The organism is Hymenobacter rubidus (genome assembly GCF_016734815.1).
Lineage (GTDB): Bacteria > Bacteroidota > Bacteroidia > Cytophagales > Hymenobacteraceae > Hymenobacter > Hymenobacter rubidus.
The window spans coordinates 94,481-111,768 of the sequence record NZ_JAERQF010000015.1 but is presented as its reverse complement, the minus strand read 5'-3'; the positions used below and the strand labels follow the sequence as shown (position 1 = coordinate 111,768).

The following is a 17,288-nucleotide window of genomic DNA, read 5'->3' as shown; positions in this document are numbered from 1 at the left end:
GTCGTTGAACGACTTGTATTGGATTCGTTCAACGACGGGCGGGGGCAGGCCCCGCACCCTACTTCGCGACGAGTATATTATTTTACATTCGGCTGGCTAGCGCGAAGAATGGCGTGGAATTCCCCACGGGTCCTGATGGCTCGCTGCCGGTTGGGGTCTTTTCCCGCGCATTCTTCCCAGTAGGCGGGCGCATAAAAAGTCGCCGATTTCATCGCGCGTTGGTCAATCAGAAAGAAGGTGTTGTAGTCGCCGTCGTCTACGGCGCAATTAGGTGCGGCTGGCTGATTCGGTCCGTCGCCCTTGATAGCCCACAACTGTCGTGGCTGGAGCCGCAGCCAGTGCCAGCGCAACGTATCGGGCGGCACGATGCCGGGCAACAGGTAGCGGTTGGTATCCGGCACGGCTGCTCGAAAAGCAGCCTCTTGCTTGGCGAAATGACGCACCAGATTGCCCGGAAAATACCGGCCCCTGGCCTGGCGATAGGGGCTTTGATAGGTAAAGAAATAAACCTGGTTTTTCTGCTTGGCAAGTATCAGGTAGGAAGGGCCATCCCGGTCGCGCAAGCCGCCTTGGTACATGATGGTGCTGTCGCAGTTACGCTGGAAAAACGTGTGCAAGGGCGTGGCTTGCTGCGCGTGGCCAGCGCACCCCCACCCTAGCAGCCCAATGAAGCAGACAATCCGGAACCAGCCAATCATAGCAAACCTCGAGAACACGCCGTCGGAACAGAAGAATAAGCGGCTCGAAACTACGCCTGGCTGAACGGTTGCGGCTTATTGCGGCTGGCCGTCCCAGCGCAGCATGTTCAGCAGCAGCTGTTGGCCCACGATGTTGGCCCGGTTGCCGCGGGAGTTGTTGAGGGATTCCAAGGCCGCGTTTTCACCGTCGCCTTCAGCTTTTTTGCCGGCTTTCACGCCGCGTAAGGTCGAGAACATATCCAGGGCGCAGAGGATAATGCGGCCCCGGCCGTGCGGCACCACGCTCAGGGCCGAGTACACCTCCTTTTTGTGGTCGGATACGCAGCCCACCACAGTTTCGCCGTTGAACAGGCGCAAACCCAGGCGGGCGCGGTCGTAGGTGGCAAAGCACTGGTATTCCCAGTTGAACACGCAGCTTTGGGGCAGGCCGGCGAAAAGCGGGTGGCTTTTCACGAAGTAGTTGCCGCCGTACCAGCTGGTGCCCAGCTCCTTGTAGCCGCGGTAGTCCACCACTTCCTTGCGGCCCAGGTGGGTGGCCCACTTGTCGATGTTGTTCACCACGATGAGCGTGTGGCCCTCGTTCACCCATTCCAGAATGTCGGTGACCAGCGGGTTGCCGGTTTGCTGGGGGTTGAAGGCGCCCACCAGCAAGTAGTCGCCCACCGGCCGGCCCGATTTGAACTCCTTGAATGAGTTGACGCCCACCGACTTCAGGTAGCCGGCCAGCACGCCGCTGGTGTCGGCCACCATGCCGGTGGCGGGCAGGCCGGCGGTATTCAGGCGCACGGCAAAGAGCTTGTCGTCGCCGCTGGCCACGCTTTGGCTGCCGCTCAGCAGCTCGGCGCGCACGGTGGTGTAGCCCGCGCTGGCGGGGATGATTGGCAGCCCGGCCTTGAGCAATTCGCCGTAGGTGGTGCCGCCGCTGGCTTTCACAGGCAGGGTTTTGGCGAATACTACCTTGCCGCTTCCGTCCGTGGCCTGTACCCGCAGGCGGTACTTGCCGTGCAGGTTGACTTCGTTGATGAGGTAAAAATCAGCCCGCGAGGTGTCGCCCACCCCCAGCACTTTGCGGGTCAGCTTCACGGCCACGTACACGGGGCGGTTGTAGCGGGCAATGAGTTGCACGTCGCCCTTGGGGTTGCGGTAGTTGTCGACGATGCCGGAGTGGTTTTCCAGCATCATGCTTTCCCAGCCGTTCACGGCGTAGCCGTCGGCCACGTTGTTGAGGCGCACGTTTTCGATGGCGCGGCCCTGGTAGTAGTAGGCGGTGTTGCCCATGGCGGTGGTCAGCGCGTCCACCGTCGGGAAGGCCTGCCGGAAGCCGGGCGTGATGGTCAGGAACTGGTCGTAGGCGTCGTACCACTGCAAATAGCTGGCACTTTCCCAGCCAATGTCTTTGCCGGTTTTCAGAATTTCCTCCCGAATGAGCTGCAGGCGCGGCGGCGTGCCAATGGCCCCGTCCTCGCCCCAGTAAATGGTTTCGTCCCGGTGGTCGGTGAAGCGCAGGTACTTGCCGGGGCCCGAATACACCGCGTCGTTGTACACGCCGGGGCCGCCGGCGTGGTGCTGGTCGAACCAGCCGTAGTCGTAAAATTTCGCGTCGTAGGGCCGCAGGTGCAGCTTGAAGCGCGGGTTGGGCTTGAGCGTGGGGTCGCCGTTGGAGGAGTTGTAGGTGAGCAGGCGCGTTTCGTCGAGGGCGTGGGCGGCGCTCATCTCGGTGCGGTCCTGTGCTTCGGGCGGGGCGCCGCGCTCGTTATGGAAGTTGTAGATGATGAGCGAGGGGTGGTTGCGGTCGCGGCGCACCATGCGCAGCACTTTTTCGGTGCGGGCCGCCAGGTAGAAATCCGCCTGCTTTTTGCCCAGCGAGTCGGGGGCGTTCATCAGGTTGGCCGGGTATTGGTTGCCGCCGGGCTCCTCGAAATAGAGCAGGCCCAGCTCGTCGGCATAATCCAGCACGTTGGTCTGGCCGATGGTGCGGTGGAAGTTGAGCATGTTCAGGCCCAGCGCCTTGGCGGTTTCCACCTGCTTGCGGGCCAGGGCGTCGCTCGGCGCAATGCCGTTCACCGGCCAGAAGCCCCAGGAAATGGCGGTGCGCAGCACAATGCGCTTGCCGTTGAGAAAGAATTGCCGGTCGCCGCCGGCCACGTCCCGCGCCTCAAACCAGCGGAAGCCGAAGCGCTGCCGGTAGGTGTCGGTGGCGTTGTTGGCACCCTTCCAGGTGGCGGTTACCTGGTACAGGTTCGGGCTTTCGACGCTCCAGAGTTTAGCCTCCGGCACCTTCACGGTCACGGTTTTGGAGCTTTGTCCTACGGGCAAATTCGACAGGGCAATATCCTGGCTGAAAACTGTTTTCTGCGCGCCGCCGCGCTCTTTCACTTCCACCCGCAAGGTGCCGCTGGTGGGCTGGGTGGTTTGGTTGGCAGTGGTTACCTGCACGTCTACTTCGCGCAGGGCGGGCTTGTTTTTCACAAACACATCCTGCACAAAAACCAGCGGCGTGGCCACCAGCTCCACCTTGCCGGTGATGCCCCCGAAGCCGTGCGTGGGCTGGGTGCGGTAGCTGCCCCACATGAAATTCTGCGAGTCGCGCCAGTCGAAGTTGCCGTTGGGGTCGGTGATGCGCACGGCCACTTCATTGTTTTGGCCGTAGCGCAGCAGCTTGCTGATGTCAATCTCAAACGGGGTGCTATTCACCAAATCGTAGCCCGCTAGCTGCTGGTTCACGAACACCTCGGCCCGCAGCCGCACGCTTTCGAAGCGCAACACCACCCGCTGTCCTTGCAGCGCGGCCGGCAACGCGAGCTGGGTCGAAAACCACGACACGCCCAGATAGTTGCCGCTTAGGCCGAAGCGGTTGCCGTTCTGGCCCCAGTAATATTGCTCCACCGTGGCGGGCAGGTGCACGGTCTTGGCGTCGGCAGCGGCCAGTGCAGCCCAGCCGCCAGTGGGCAGGTGCACGGGCAGCCGGGCCACGTCCACGGGCGGGGCATACAATTGGTCCTGAGCCCAGGGCGCGGCCTTGTCCAGCCACAGGCGCCAGTCCTGATTCGATAAATCCTGCACCAAGCGGCCATTGTCGGACTGCGCTTGGGCGCTAAGGCCGAGGCTGCACAAACCGGCGAGCAATAAGCGGCGGAGGGCGGTGGGAATGGGCATGGCGGAACGGAAATCCGGGCTGAGAGGAATGAAAATAAAAGGCAAGGCCGTCATGCTGAGCGCAGCCGAAGCAGCTCGCGTGCAGCAGTAATCCAATCGTTAAAAAAGAATTACTACCACACGCGAGTTGCTTCGACTGCGCTCAGCATGACGGCCTGACTGAGCCTGTTCAAAAGGCGCTAGATGAAGCGGTTGAGAATATTTTCCAGATACTCCTGGCGGCCGCTGAGGGAGGCCGGCTCGCCGTTCTCGGCGGCATAGTCGCGGAGCTGCTCCAGCGTCAACTGGCCTTGTTCGAAGGCCTGGCCGGCGCCGCTGTCGAAGGAAGCGTATCGTTGCTGGCGCAGCTGCTTGTAGTCGGACTTTTGCAGCACGTTATCGGCCGTAATCAGCGCCCGAGCAAACAGGTCCATGCCGCCGATGTGGGCGTGGAACAGGTCCTGCACGTCGGTCGAGTTGCGGCGAATTTTGGCGTCGAAGTTGATGCCGCCGCCCTGCAGGCCGCCGGCTTCCAGCACCACCAGCATGGCCTCGGTCAGCTCGTAGATGTCGTTCGGAAACTGGTCGGTGTCCCAGCCGTTCTGGTAGTCGCCGCGGTTGGCGTCCATGCTGCCGAGCATGCCGGCGTCGGCCGCTACCTGCAGCTCGTGCTGGAAGGTGTGGCCCGCTAGTGTGGCGTGGTTTACTTCCAGGTTCAGCTTGAAGTCGTCCTGCAAGCCGTGCTGGCGCAGAAAGCCGATGACGGTGGCCGCGTCGTAATCGTACTGGTGCTTGGTGGGTTCCATCGGCTTGGGCTCGATGAAGAAATTGCCGATGAAGCCGTTGCGGCGGGCGTAGTCCTTGGCCGTGTGCAGGAAGCGGGCGAAGTTTTCCTGCTCGCGCTGCATGTTGGTGTTCAGCAAGGTCATGTAGCCCTCGCGGCCGCCCCAGAACACGTAGTTCTCACCGCCCAGCGCAATGGTCGCGTCCAGGGCCGCCTTCACCTGGGCCGCGCCGTGGGCCAGCACGTGGAAATCGGGGTTAGTGGCGGCGCCGTTCATGTAGCGGCGGTGCGAAAACAGATTGGCCGTGCCCCAAAGGAGTTTCAGGCCGGTTTCCTGCTGCTTTTCCTTGGCGTATGCGGTCAGGGTTTGCAGCCGGCGCTCGTTTTCGGCCACGTCGTTGCCGTAGTCCACCACGTCCACGTCGTGGAAGCAGTAGTAGGGCAGGTTGAGCTTGGTCAGGAACTCAAAGGCGGCATCCATCTTCGCCTTAGCGCGGGTGATGGGGTCTTTTTCCGAATCCCACGGGAATAGGTGGGTGGGCTCGCCAAACGGGTCGGCCCCGTTGCCGTTGAAGGAGTGCCAGTAGGCGCCGGCAAAGCGCAGCCAGTCCTTCATGGGCTTGCCCGCCACCACGCGCTCGGCGTCGTACCAGCGGAACGCCAGCGGGTTATCGGATTCCAGTCCCTCAAACTTGATTTGCGGGATGCTGGAGAACAGGGTTTTGGAAGCAGTTAGAATTGGCATTGATGGATGTATTAACAGGTTTAATTAAAAGAGTTTAGGTCATGCAGAGCGCAGCGAAGCATCTTTACCGCTTTGTTAAATCGATTGGATTACTAATGCGGTAAAGATGCTTCGCTGCGCTCTGCATGATGTGTGGGCTGGGGGAGGGTCGCCGGGAGGCGCTGTAGCAGGTGGGTTTTCCAGCGCTGGTAGTGGGTTTCGTAGGCGGCCGCGGCCGGGCCGGGACTCACCAGCCGCAGGCGCCGCATGTGCCGGAAGGCCTCGTCGGAAGTAGCGAAAATGCCCGCCCCGATGCCAGCCCCCAGCGCAGCCCCCACGCTGCCGTCGGTCTGGTAGAGCTCTACCGCCAGGCCAGTCACGTCGGCAAAAGCCTGGGCAAATACGTCGCTCAAAAACATGTTGGTGTAGCCGGCTTTCACCACCGTGGGGTACAGGCCACCAGCGCGCATCAAGTCCAAGCCGTAGCGGAAAGCGAAAGCAATGCCCTCCTGTGCCGCCCGCAGCAGGTGGCCGGGCGTGTGCACGTTGAAGTCGATGTCGTGGAAATGCGCGCCCACCTGCTGGTTTTCCAGCATGCGCTCGGCCCCGTTGCCGAAGGGCAGGCACAGCAAGCCATCGGACCCGACCGGGACGGCCGCGGCGCGCTCGTTCACCTGCGCGTAGCTCAACTCGGGGGCCGCCACGCCGCGCAGCCAGCGGTTGAGGCTGCCGGTGCCGTTGATGCACAGCAGCACGCCCAGCCGCCGCTGCTCCGCCGTGTGGTTGACGTGCGCGAAGGCATTCACCCGCGACTTTTCATCCACAAACAGCTGGTCGGTCACGGCGTAGATAACGCCCGACGTACCGGCCGTGGCCGCCACTTCGCCGGGCTGCAACACGTTCAGGGAAAGGGCGTTGTTGGGCTGGTCGCCGGCCTTGTAGCTTACCGGAATGCCGGCCCGCAGCCCCAGTTCCTGCGCCACGGCGGTTTGCAGGTGCCCGTGCGCCGCAAACACGTCCTGTACCGGCGGAATCAGCGCGGGCTCGAAGCCAAAGAAGCGAAACACGTCTTCCGACAGCTCGTGCCGAGCAAAGTCCCAGAAGATGCCTTCCGACAGGGCCGAAATGCTGGTAGTGGCCGCGCCGGTGAGCTGCAGGGCCAGAAAATCGCCGGGCAGCAGCACCTTGGCGATGCGCTCGTACACGGCCGGCTCCACGGCTTTCACCCAAGCCAGCTTGGCGGCGGTGAAGTTGCCGGGCGAGTTCAGCAGATGGGTTTGGCAGCGCTCCTCGCCGATGGCCAGCCGGGCCTCGTCGCCGTAGGGCACGGCCCGGCTGTCGCACCAGATAATGGAATCGCGCAGCACCTCATTGGCCGCATCTACCAGCACCAGCCCGTGCATCTGGTAGGCAATGCCGATGGCGCCGATTTCGGCCGGGTTATAGGCCTGCGTGGCATTGGCCCGCCGAATGGCTTCCTGCACATCGTGCCACCACTGCCGGGGCGACTGCTCGGCCCAGCCCGGTTGCAGGCTGCGGATTTCCCGTTCCGTTTCGGGGTAGCTCACCGAGACGAGGCAGCGCTGCGTCGCAGCATCCAGTACCGATACTTTCACGGACGAGGTGCCGAGGTCAATTCCAAGCAAAAGCATAGCCCTAATGTGTAGGATGTGATGAAATGTGCAGGATGAAAAGAATGCGAAAACCAACCAGTCATTATCGACTCATTGCCACCTTTTTCACCTCCGGCACATTCGCTGTATTTTACTCTATTCTAAACCAATCAAAATCTGCATTGCCCGAGTCGTTGAACTTGGCGGGGCGGGTGCTGAACAGGCCCACTTTGGCCCCAATCCATTTGCCTTCGCGGGCCTGAAACTCAGCGCCCAGCGGCTGAAAGCTCTGCCCGTCGAGGCTGTAGCTGAACTGGCATTTGGCGCCGGCTTTCACGGCCACGCGCAGGTAGAGGGGTTGGCCGGCTTTGGCGGCTGGGACTTCCACGGCGGGCGTGCTGGTTTCGGCCGTGAGCTTGTCGGCGTTGAGGCAGGTGCTTTGGCTGAGCTGGAGCTTGCCGCCCACGTTGGCCACCGACAGGTAGGCATAATCCAGACCCATTATCAGCAAACCCACTTTTTCGCCTTCCACGCGCGGCGTGAACGTGAGCTTGGTGGTGGCGCTGAACGCCTCGGCCGGCAGCTTTTGCAGCAGCAGGTTGGGCACCTGCCACAGGTTTTTGGTGCCCTCGGGCTGTTGCACCGAATACAGGCGCAGGTAGCCCCGTGGCCCGTTGAGGTAGGCCCAATAGTCCTGGGGGTTGGCGTGCCACTGCCATTGCAGGCCCAAGGTGTTGCCGCTGAACTCGTCGGATGTCGGCGGCGTGGCCCGCGTCGGCGCCGGGCCTTTGATGGTGGGCTTGCGGTGCGTGAGCACGGGCTGGCCTTTGCCATCGCCATCGGGGTCTTCGCCGATAATGGGCCAGTCGTTTTTCCAGACCATTGGCTCCAGGTGCACCACGCGGCCATACGGGCCCTGGTCCTGGAAATGCAGGAACCAGTCTTCGCCGGTGCTGGTGTTCACCCAGGCGCCCTGGTGCGGGCCGTTGACGCTGGTTTTGCCCTGGTCCATCACAATGCGTTCCTCGTAGGGGCCGTACACGTTTTTCGAGCGCAACACCAGCTGCCAGCCCGTGGGCACGCCGCCGGCCGGGGCAAAAATGTAGTAGTAGCCGTTGCGCTTGTAAAACTTGGGACCTTCCAGCGTGGGCTGGTCCTTATGCCCGTCGAACACCAAGGCATCGCGGCCAGTCAGGCGCTGACCGTCGGGGCTGATGGGGCTGATGGCCAGGATGGTTTTGATGCCGGCACGGCTGCCCGCGAAGCCGTGCACGAGGTAGGCTTTGCCGTCCTCGTCCCAGAGCGGGCAGGGGTCAATCCAGCCGGTGGCCTGCTTCACGCACACGGGCGTGGACCACGGCCCGGCCGGGTTTTTGGCCTTCGTCACGAAAATGCCCAGGTCCGGGTCGGGGTAGTAGATATAGAACTCCTGGTTGTGGTAGCGAATGGCCGGGGCCCACACGCCGTTGCCGTGCTGGGGCTCGCGGTAGCGCGCCAGCGGCGGCTGTTGCTCAAATACTGCCCCAATAATGGACCAATTCACCAGGTCCTTGGAATGCAGGATTTGCAGGCCCGGCACAGCATTGAAGCTCGACGAGGTTAAGTAAAAATCCTCACCCACCCGCACGACGTCGGGGTCGGAGTAGTCGGCGTATAGCACCGGGTTTTTGTAAGTGCCGTTGCCCAGGTCGGGCACCCACACCTTCGATAAGGAGCTTTGGGCATGGGCCGGAACCGACCGTAGGCCCAGCGCCAGCAACACCAGCAGGGCATGCATCCAACGGGGAGCAGTTGCCTGTGGGCGGCGTAGCAAGTCAGGCAAAGGGCGGGATATATGCATGAATTAACAAGATGAATACAATTGTTGAAGTCAGCCGTTGATAAGACAAAGAAAAGGACTTTTTCTTAATGTCCTATTCGGTATCGATACCGATACAAAGCATTTTCGAACAAAACATGTTTTTCTGTCCGTTTAAATGGCGCACCGAATAAAAATTGTATTTTAATCAGAATTTTAATCAATGGCATGGTTATCAAAATTATTCATTATTTATTTAATTACCTGTAAATCATTGTTTTATATCGAGTTTACTTTTCATTGATTTTAATCTATCAAACGGCGTGTAACTAGCTTTTTCATGCCTTTTGATAGAATGATGCAAGCTCCGGGAACGATGCCGGCATCGTTCCCGATACTTTTTTTGACCATTTTCTTGCTTCTTACTAAAGTTCCATTCACATTTACTTCATCTTATACCCAGATGCCCTGTTCTGCCGCTTACTCCCACCCATTAGCACTTGACGTATGAAATTATATCGACCGAACAGTTTTCAAGCACCGCGGAAGTCTTATGCCCCCCTGCTGGTTTTGGGGTGGCTGCTGGCCCTGACGCTGCCGACGCAAGCGCAACGATTGGTTGCCTTCCCCGGCGCGGAGGGCGCGGGCAAATACACGAGCGGCGGCCGCGGGACGAGCACAGCGCCTACAGTAGTGTATGAAGTGACTTCGCTGGACGATAACAACGTTGCCGGCACCCTACGCTACGCGTGCAGCCAGTCGGCTACGGCAGCGCCCAACCGCACCATTGTCTTTCGGGTGTGCGGCACCATTCATTTGCTCACGCAGCTGCGCATTCCGGCCAATACCACCGTTGCGGGCCAGACGGCGCCCGGCGACGGCATTTGCCTCGCCGACCGGCCCGTGACCGTGAACGGCAACAACGTCATCGTGCGCTTCATGCGCTTTCGGATGGGCGACCGGTACCAGAACATTGGCATGGTGGACGGGGCCGGTTCGGACGATGCCTTCGGTGGCCGCTTCAACATCAAAACCATTGTGGACCACTGCACCATGAGCTGGAGCACCGACGAGGCCTGCTCCTTTTACCAGGGCGACAGCACCACGCTGCAATGGAACCTGATTTCAGAGCCGCTGGACTACTCCTATCATTTTGAGGCGGGCGACACCGACTTTGAGCACCACGGTTTTGGGGGCGTGTGGGGCGGGCGCCACGCGTCTTTCCACCACAACCTCATGGCCCACTGCAAGGGCCGGATGCCCCGGTTCTCCGGCAGCGGCGGCCTGACGCCGGCTGTAGCCGGCGCTGAGCTGGCCGATTTTCGCAACAATGTTATTTACGACTGGGGCTCCTACAGCACCAACGGGGGAGAAGGTGGCACCTATAACATGGTGAACAACTACTACAAGTTTGGGCCCGCCACCTCCAACGGCTCAACCAGCGGGGTGCCCATTAAGTCCATGGTGTTCTACCCATTCTTTAGCTCGGCGCTGCCGTTTCCGCACGCCTACCTGAGTGGCAACTACGTGGACGGCTACCCGAACACGACCCGGAACAACTGGCTGGGCGTGGCCCCGGGCAGTGCTCCCCGCACCGATACCGTGCAGATTAAGGTGACGACGCCGTTCAACACGGTGGGGCTGCCCACCCAAACGGCGCAGGACGCCTACACCGCCGTGCTGGCCCAGGCCGGCTGCGTGCTGCCCGCCCGCGACGTGTTGGACCAACGCATTGTGAACGACGTGCGCAACCGCACCGGCGGATTGATAGATGTACAGGGCGGCTTTCCAGCCCACGTCACGCCCTACAGCGTGTCGCAAACGGCCTGGCCCGTGCTCACCTGCGGGGCTGCGCCCACCGACACCGACCACGACGGTATGCCCGATGCCTACGAAACCGCCCACGGCCTGAACCCCAACAGCCCCGGCGACCGCCAAGGCATTGGCGCCAACGGCTACACCAACCTGGAGAACTACCTCAACAGCCTGGTGGCAGGCGTGGTGCTCAGCAGCCGGCCCACAACGGAGCAGCTGGCTTTGGGTGTGTACCCCAACCCGGCCCACGAGCAGTTCACGCTCACGCACCCCAGCGCCAACCGCGCCGCCACCATCGAAATCTACACCTTCGCTGGCCGCCGGGTGCGCACGGCCACCGCCCAGCCCGGCACGGCCCAGACGCTGCTGCCCCTGGCCGGCCTCGCCCACGGCCTCTACTTGGTTCGCTACCAGGGCCCCGACGGAGCCCTGACGGTGAAGCTAGCACACGAATAACCTTTTCCGGCTTAGTCGGCTGCGGCAAGCCACGCAATTTTTCTTTCCCACCCAAACCATTGCTTATGAAACGCTTAACTACTTTTTTCTCGATGAGCATGCTGACGCGCTGCGTCTTTGTGCTCCTGCTGGCCCTTAGCGCCACGGCCCAGGCGCAGACCTACGACCTCGTTGTGGCCCAGGACGGCAGCGGAGCCTACCGCACCGTGCAGGCCGCCATCAATGCGGCGCCTACGGGCCGCACAGCGGTCTACACCATCTTTATCAAAAATGGCAAGTACCGGGAGAAAGTAACCGTACCCAGCAACAAGCCTTTTTTGCAGCTGATTGGGGAGAGCGTGGCCAACACCATCATTTCCTGGGACGACTACTCGGGCAAGCCCATTCCCGGCGGCGGCACCTACGGCACTTCGAACTCGGCTACGCTGATGATTAGCGCGCCCGATGTGTCGGCCCTCAACCTCACCGTGGAAAACACGACCGGCGACGCGCCGCAGGCGCTGGCCCTCAACGTAGGCGCCGACCGGGTGGCCTTCAAAAACTGCCGCTTTCTGGGCGGGCAGGACACCGTGCTAACCAACAACGCCGGCACCCGCAACTACTTTAAAGACTGCTACATTGACGGCGTAGTCGATTTCATTTTTGGCGCAGCTACGGCGTTGTTCGACGGCTGCATCATCTACCCCAAGACGCGCCGCGACGGTGGCAGCGGCGGCTACGTGACGGCGGCCAACACCCCCGCCGGCCAGCCGTATGGCTACGTGTTCCGCAAGTGCTACCTGCCCGCCAACCGCGGCACTACTACCTACACGCTGGGCCGGCCCTGGCAGAACTCGGGCACGCCCAATACCAACCCGGCCAACAACAAAGTGGTCTGGATTTCGGCCGTGATGGGCCCCAACGTTATCAACCCGGTGGGCTGGAGCGCCTGGGACAGCGGCACCAACACCAGCGTCATTACCTACGCCGAGTACAAGAGCCGCGACGTAAACGGCGCCCTCGTGAACGTGAGCCAGCGCGTGCCGTGGTCCATTCAGCTTACCGATGCCGACACTACGACGTACTCGAAACCAAACGTACTCGGCACCTGGGACCCCTGCACGGTGTACCCCAACTTCTGCCCCAGCCAGGCCCGCAGCATTGCGGTGTCCAATTTCATGGCCGTGAAAGGCACCGCTACGCTTCCCTCTAACCTCACCTGGAACATCAGCTGGCCCATCACGGGCGTGCAATACCAGGTGATGCGCAGCAGCACGCGCCGGGGCACCTACACGCAGCTCTACACGACGACGGCAGTTGATGCCATCAACGTAAACTTTGCCACCACCGATGCCATTCCGGCGCCCGGCTCCTCGTACTACTACTACGTGCGGGCTTCGAAAACAGGCCTAGCGGCGCACATCACCGACACGCTCGAAATTTCCAGCACGCCCACCATCTTCACCACGGGCACGCTGCAAGCCTTCCTGCAGGGGGGCAGCGTGCCCTCGGCTTCGCAAAGCATTCTGCTGTCGGCCGAGAACCTGACCACGGGGGTGACGGTGACGCCCCCGGCCGGCTTCCAGGTATCGGCCAATGGCGGCACGACGTGGTTTGGCGCGGCCACGCCCCTGGTCATTGCCCAGAGCAGCACCGGCGCCGTGGCCAGCACCACGCTCAGCGTGCGCCTCAACGCCGCCGCGCCCGGCACCTCGGCCGGCAACCTGACCCTGACCAGTGCCGGCGCCGCCACCGTTACCATCCCGGTATCGGGCCTGACGCAAACGGCCGCGCTGCCGCAGGCCGTCAACCTGCTGTGGTGGCCCATGAGCCGCAACAACCAAGACAGCACCGCCGTGCGGCCCAGCACCATCACCGCCAGCACGCCCACGCTGCGCAAGCTGCAGGTATCGAGTGGCTCGGCCACGGCCACCATTCCGCCCTACTCGCGCACCTACGGCCAGGCCCTGGCGCCCGGTGCCGACGGCGGCTGGACCAGTGCCGTGAACGGCAACGGCAGCGTGCTGAACCGCACCTACTACGAGCAATTCACGGTGGCCCCGAGCGGCAGCACGGCCGTGCGCGTCGACTCCGTTATTTTCAATTCCTACTACACCGGCTCGACGAGCAACACGAAAATAGCCGTGGTGTGGTCGCGCAGCGGCTTCGCCACCGACTCGGCCGACGTAACCGGCGGCAAAGGCCCCGGCGGCCCGCTGCTGAGCACCGCCAATGGCGCATTTGCCACGCCCATTCTGACCACCAGCACCAGCTCTACCTACCGCCTGGCTTTCAGCGGCGCCACCGGCCCCACGCTGCAAGCGGGGCAGCGGCTCACGTTCCGCGTGTACTTTGCCTGCGGCTCTACCAGCACCAGCACGCGCTTTGCCACGCTCAAGAACGTGATGGTGAAAGGTGAATCGCTGGTAGCAAGCAGCTCGCGCACTGCCCTGGCCAGCCAGCTCCAGCTCTACCCCAACCCGGCAGCTTCCCACTGCCTGCTGGTGCACCCGGCCGCCAGCCGCGAAGCCAGCATTACGGTGTACTCGGCGCTGGGCCAGCGGGTGGCTACCGTGCCCTGCGTGGCCGGCTCGCAGCAGACTTCGCTCGACCTCAACGGCCTTGCCGCCGGCCACTACCTCGTTCGCTACGTGAGCGGAGGCCAGCAGGCTTCACTGGCTTTCCAGAAGGAATAGCACGCGTGGGATGACCAATCAGGCCATCCGTTCGGCGGGTGGTCTGGTTTGTTGCGCCCCCACAAGGCCAACTACTTGTTCAATCCCACCCGGCACTTTGCTTATAGCGGCTTCGGTGGCCTGTGCGCCTGGCACGCAGCAAACCACGCTCAGCCTCAGCCGCCTCGCGGCCGGGCGGTACCTGGTGCGCCACAGCAGCGGCAGCCCGCAATTCGCGGTGCCCGCATCATCACCTATTAAACCTCATGCACAATTCGTCCCAACGATTTGAAGAAATGCGGAGCTGAATACCAAGCGAATTCCCACCTCAACTTTATTTTGAAATGAATAAGTATTTACTCCTTAGCATGGCCATGTGCCCTGCCGTGGTGGTGCAGGCCCAGCAAGCCCGAACCATCCAGGGAACCGTAACCTCTACGGAGCGTAACGAAACCCTGCCGGGGGCAACGGTGGTGCTAAAGGGCACCACCATCGGGGCCAGCACCGACGCCGAAGGCCGGTTCAGCCTGCCCCTGAAAGCCGGCACGACGGGTCCAGTGGAATTGCGCATCAGCTCCATTGGCTTTACCGCGCAGGACGTGACGGTGGGCCCCGACCAAACGAGTGTGCAGGTGAAACTGGCCCCCGAAACCAAAGCCTTGGACGACGTCGTCGTCATCGGCTACCAGGAAGTACCCCGCGAGGCCCTGACCGGCTCGGTGTCGTCGGTGAATGCCAAGCAGATTAAGGACATTCCGGCCAACTCCTCGGCCGAAGCCTTGACCGGACGCTTGGCTGGCGTGCAGATTACCACCTCGGAAGGCCAGCCGGGCTCCGACTTCCGCATTCTGGTGCGCGGCGGCAACTCCATTACCCAGGACAACTCGCCGCTGTACGTGGTGGACGGCATCCAGATTGAGAACGCGCTGTCGGTCATCTCGCCCCAGGACATTGCCTCGGTCGACGTGCTGAAGGACGCGGCCGCTACGTCCATCTACGGCGCCCGGGGCGGCAATGGCGTGGTCATCATCACCACCAAAAGGGGGATTGAAGGCCGCACCGCGGTGACTTACAACGGCTTTGCGGGTTTCCGTCGCATTGTGAAAACGCTGGACGTGCTCAAGCCCGGCGAATACCTGGATTTCCAGTACGAGCGCGCGGCCCGTAGCAGCGGCGACCTCACCACCTTCCGCAACGCCTACGGCTCGCGCAACTTTACCGGCGACACACTGGCGCTGGCCCGGCAGTCGCCCTTCACCGACTGGCAGCAGGAAGTATTCGGGCGCAACGCGTTTCAGCAAACCCACAACGTGACGGTGTCGGGCGGAGGCAAGGGCAGCACCTTCTCGCTGAGTTTGACCTCGAACCGCGAGCAGGGCATTCAGGTGCAGTCCGACTACGAGCGCAAGCTACTGAGCTTTCGCTTCGACCACAAAGCCAGCGACAAGCTGCGCATCGGCTTCAACGTGCGCGCCAACGACCAGGCCACGGTGGGGGCCGGCACCTCCAGCGGCGGGCTGGGCAGCTCGTCGCGCCTGCGCAACTCGGTGCAATACCGTCCCTTCACCAACAACCTGGGTAAGGGTACCGCCATTGACCCCACCGAGCCTGATGAGGAATACTACATCCTGAGCGGCGGCACCAGCGGCCTGATAAACCCCGTGGTGGTGGCCGAGGCCGAATACCGCAACACCAAAAGCCGCCTGGCCAACACCTCGGCTTACGTCAACTATAACTTCACCAAAACGTTGTCGTTCCGCACGACGGCGGGCGTGGACTACCTCAACACCCGCGGCGAGAGCTTCAACAACAAGAACTCCAGCGCCGCGCGCCAGTTGGGCGGCAAGCCGACGGCCGCGCTCAGCACCGGCCAGCAGCTGACCCTCAACAACTCGAACGTACTGAGCTACAACACCAACTTTAACAAGCGGCACCACGTGGACGCGCTGCTGGGCCAGGAAGTGTACTACACCCAGGCCACCACGCTCAACATCAGCACGGCCTACCTGCCCACGGACATTACGCCGGAAAGCGCGTTTTCGAGCTTCAACCAGGCCCAGGCGCCCGCCGGCTACATTCAGGCGGCGCCCAATACGAGCGAAACCCCTAACCGCCTGCTGTCGTTCTTCGGGCGCGTCAACTACAGCTTCGACGACAAGTACCTGTTCACGGCCTCGTTCCGGGACGATGGCTCGAACAAGTTTGCGCCGGGCAAGCAATGGAGCCAATACCCGTCGGCTTCGGTCGCGTGGCGCCTCTCTCGCGAGGAATTCATGAAGTCGTTCACGCCCATAAACGACCTGAAGCTGCGCCTGAGCTACGGGGTGGTCGGCAACAACCGCATTGCCAATGCCCTGTTCGTGCGAACCTTCAGCCCCAGCGGCGTGGAATATTCCGAGTATGACGGCCGCGTTCCCGGGTTGGCTTCTCCTGCGCTGCCCAACAGCTCTTTGAAGTGGGAAAACACCCATTCGCGCAACCTGGGCCTGGACCTGTCGCTCTTCGACAGCCGGGTGCAGTTCACCGCCGACCTGTACTACAACACCACAAGCGACCTGCTGCTGCCCCAACCCATTCCGAGCTACACGGGCTACACCTCGCAGCAGCGCAACATCGGCGAAACCAGCAACCGCGGCCTGGAGCTGCAGCTGACCGGCACGGCCGTCCGCACGGAGAACTTAACTTGGACGATTACGGGCAACGTGGCCTTCAACCGCAACAAAATTGAAAGCCTGGGCGGCCAGCCCTACCTGCCGGGCATCAACTCGGCCTGGACCAGCGACACCGGTACCGACTACTTCGTGGCCCCTGGCCAGCCGGTGGGCCAGATGTACGGCTACATCACCGATTTCGACAACGGCCGCAAGGGCTTCTACACCGTCGATGACTTCAACTTCACCCAGGCGGCCAACGGCAGCTGGAGCTACGTGCTAAAAAGTGACGTGCCGAGCAACAGCGCCGTGGCTACCCCGGAGCCCGGGCAGATGAAGTTTAAGGACATCAACGGCGATGGCGTGGTGAACACCGACGACCGCACCGTGATTGGCAACTCCAACCCCAAGTTCACGGGCGGCCTGAACCAGCAGCTGGCGTACAAAGGATTTGACGCCAGCGTGTTCGTGAACTTCGTGTACGGCAACGACATCTACAACGCCAACCGCATTGAGTACACCAGCGCCTACCTGGCCAACCAGAACGTGCTGGGCATCATGCGTGACCGGTGGCGCAGCATCAACAGCGAAGGCAAAGTGGTGACCGACCCCAACCAGCTGCGCGAGCTGAACAAGGACGCCCAGATATGGGCCCCCACCCGCGGCCGCTACCTGCTGCACTCGTGGGCCATCGAGGACGGTTCCTTCCTGCGCATCAACAACATCACGCTGGGATACACGCTGCCCAAAAAGCTGACCCAGCGGGCCAAAGTGCAGTCGTTGCGCTTCTACGCCACGCTCAACAACGTGTACACCCTGACCAACTACTCCGGGTATGACCCGGAGGTGAACACCCGGCGCGGCACGCCGCTCACGCCCGGTGTCGATTACGCGGCCTACCCGCGCAGCAAGGCCTTCCTCTTCGGGCTTAACCTGACCCTCTAATTCCCACCCCACTCG

General features: G+C 62.1%; 8 protein-coding genes. 3 read left to right on the top strand and 5 right to left on the bottom strand.

Annotation, left to right across the window (positions count from 1 at the left end):
- Positions 1-77 precede the first annotated feature (77 nt).
- From JKL48_RS12300 to JKL48_RS12280, 5 genes are all read right to left on the bottom strand, one after another.
- Positions 78-578: a hypothetical protein gene (locus JKL48_RS12300; RefSeq protein ID WP_201982785.1), complete on the bottom strand. Its 501-nt coding sequence runs from the start codon at positions 576-578 to the stop codon at positions 78-80.
- Positions 579-773: 195 nt separating this feature from the next.
- On the bottom strand, positions 774-3,854 hold the full coding sequence (locus JKL48_RS12295; protein WP_201982782.1) for a glycoside hydrolase family 2 protein: 3,081 nt from the start codon (positions 3,852-3,854) through the stop codon (positions 774-776).
- Positions 3,855-4,033: 179 nt separating this feature from the next.
- Positions 4,034-5,362, bottom strand: coding sequence for a xylose isomerase (gene xylA / locus JKL48_RS12290; protein WP_201982780.1), 1,329 nt, complete (start codon positions 5,360-5,362; stop codon positions 4,034-4,036).
- 92 nt (positions 5,363-5,454) lie between these two features.
- A complete protein-coding gene (locus JKL48_RS12285) occupies positions 5,455-6,993 on the bottom strand; it encodes a xylulokinase (RefSeq protein WP_201982776.1) in 1,539 nt (512 codons plus the stop codon).
- Between the two features lie 112 nt (positions 6,994-7,105).
- Positions 7,106-8,776: a glycoside hydrolase family 43 protein gene (locus tag JKL48_RS12280; protein ID WP_449555693.1), complete on the bottom strand. Its 1,671-nt coding sequence runs from the start codon at positions 8,774-8,776 to the stop codon at positions 7,106-7,108.
- Between the two features lie 546 nt (positions 8,777-9,322).
- Here JKL48_RS12280 and JKL48_RS12275 point away from each other — a divergent pair.
- From JKL48_RS12275 to JKL48_RS12265, 3 genes are all read left to right on the top strand, one after another.
- Entirely contained in the window at positions 9,323-11,023 is a 1,701-nt protein-coding gene (locus JKL48_RS12275) for a T9SS type A sorting domain-containing protein (RefSeq protein WP_201982774.1), read from the top strand.
- Positions 11,024-11,088: 65 nt separating this feature from the next.
- Complete coding sequence (locus tag JKL48_RS12270; RefSeq protein WP_201982771.1) at positions 11,089-13,698, top strand: pectinesterase family protein; 2,610 nt, start codon at positions 11,089-11,091, stop codon at positions 13,696-13,698.
- 323 nt (positions 13,699-14,021) lie between these two features.
- Complete coding sequence (locus JKL48_RS12265; protein ID WP_201982768.1) at positions 14,022-17,273, top strand: SusC/RagA family TonB-linked outer membrane protein; 3,252 nt, start codon at positions 14,022-14,024, stop codon at positions 17,271-17,273.
- Positions 17,274-17,288: the final 15 nt, after the last annotated feature.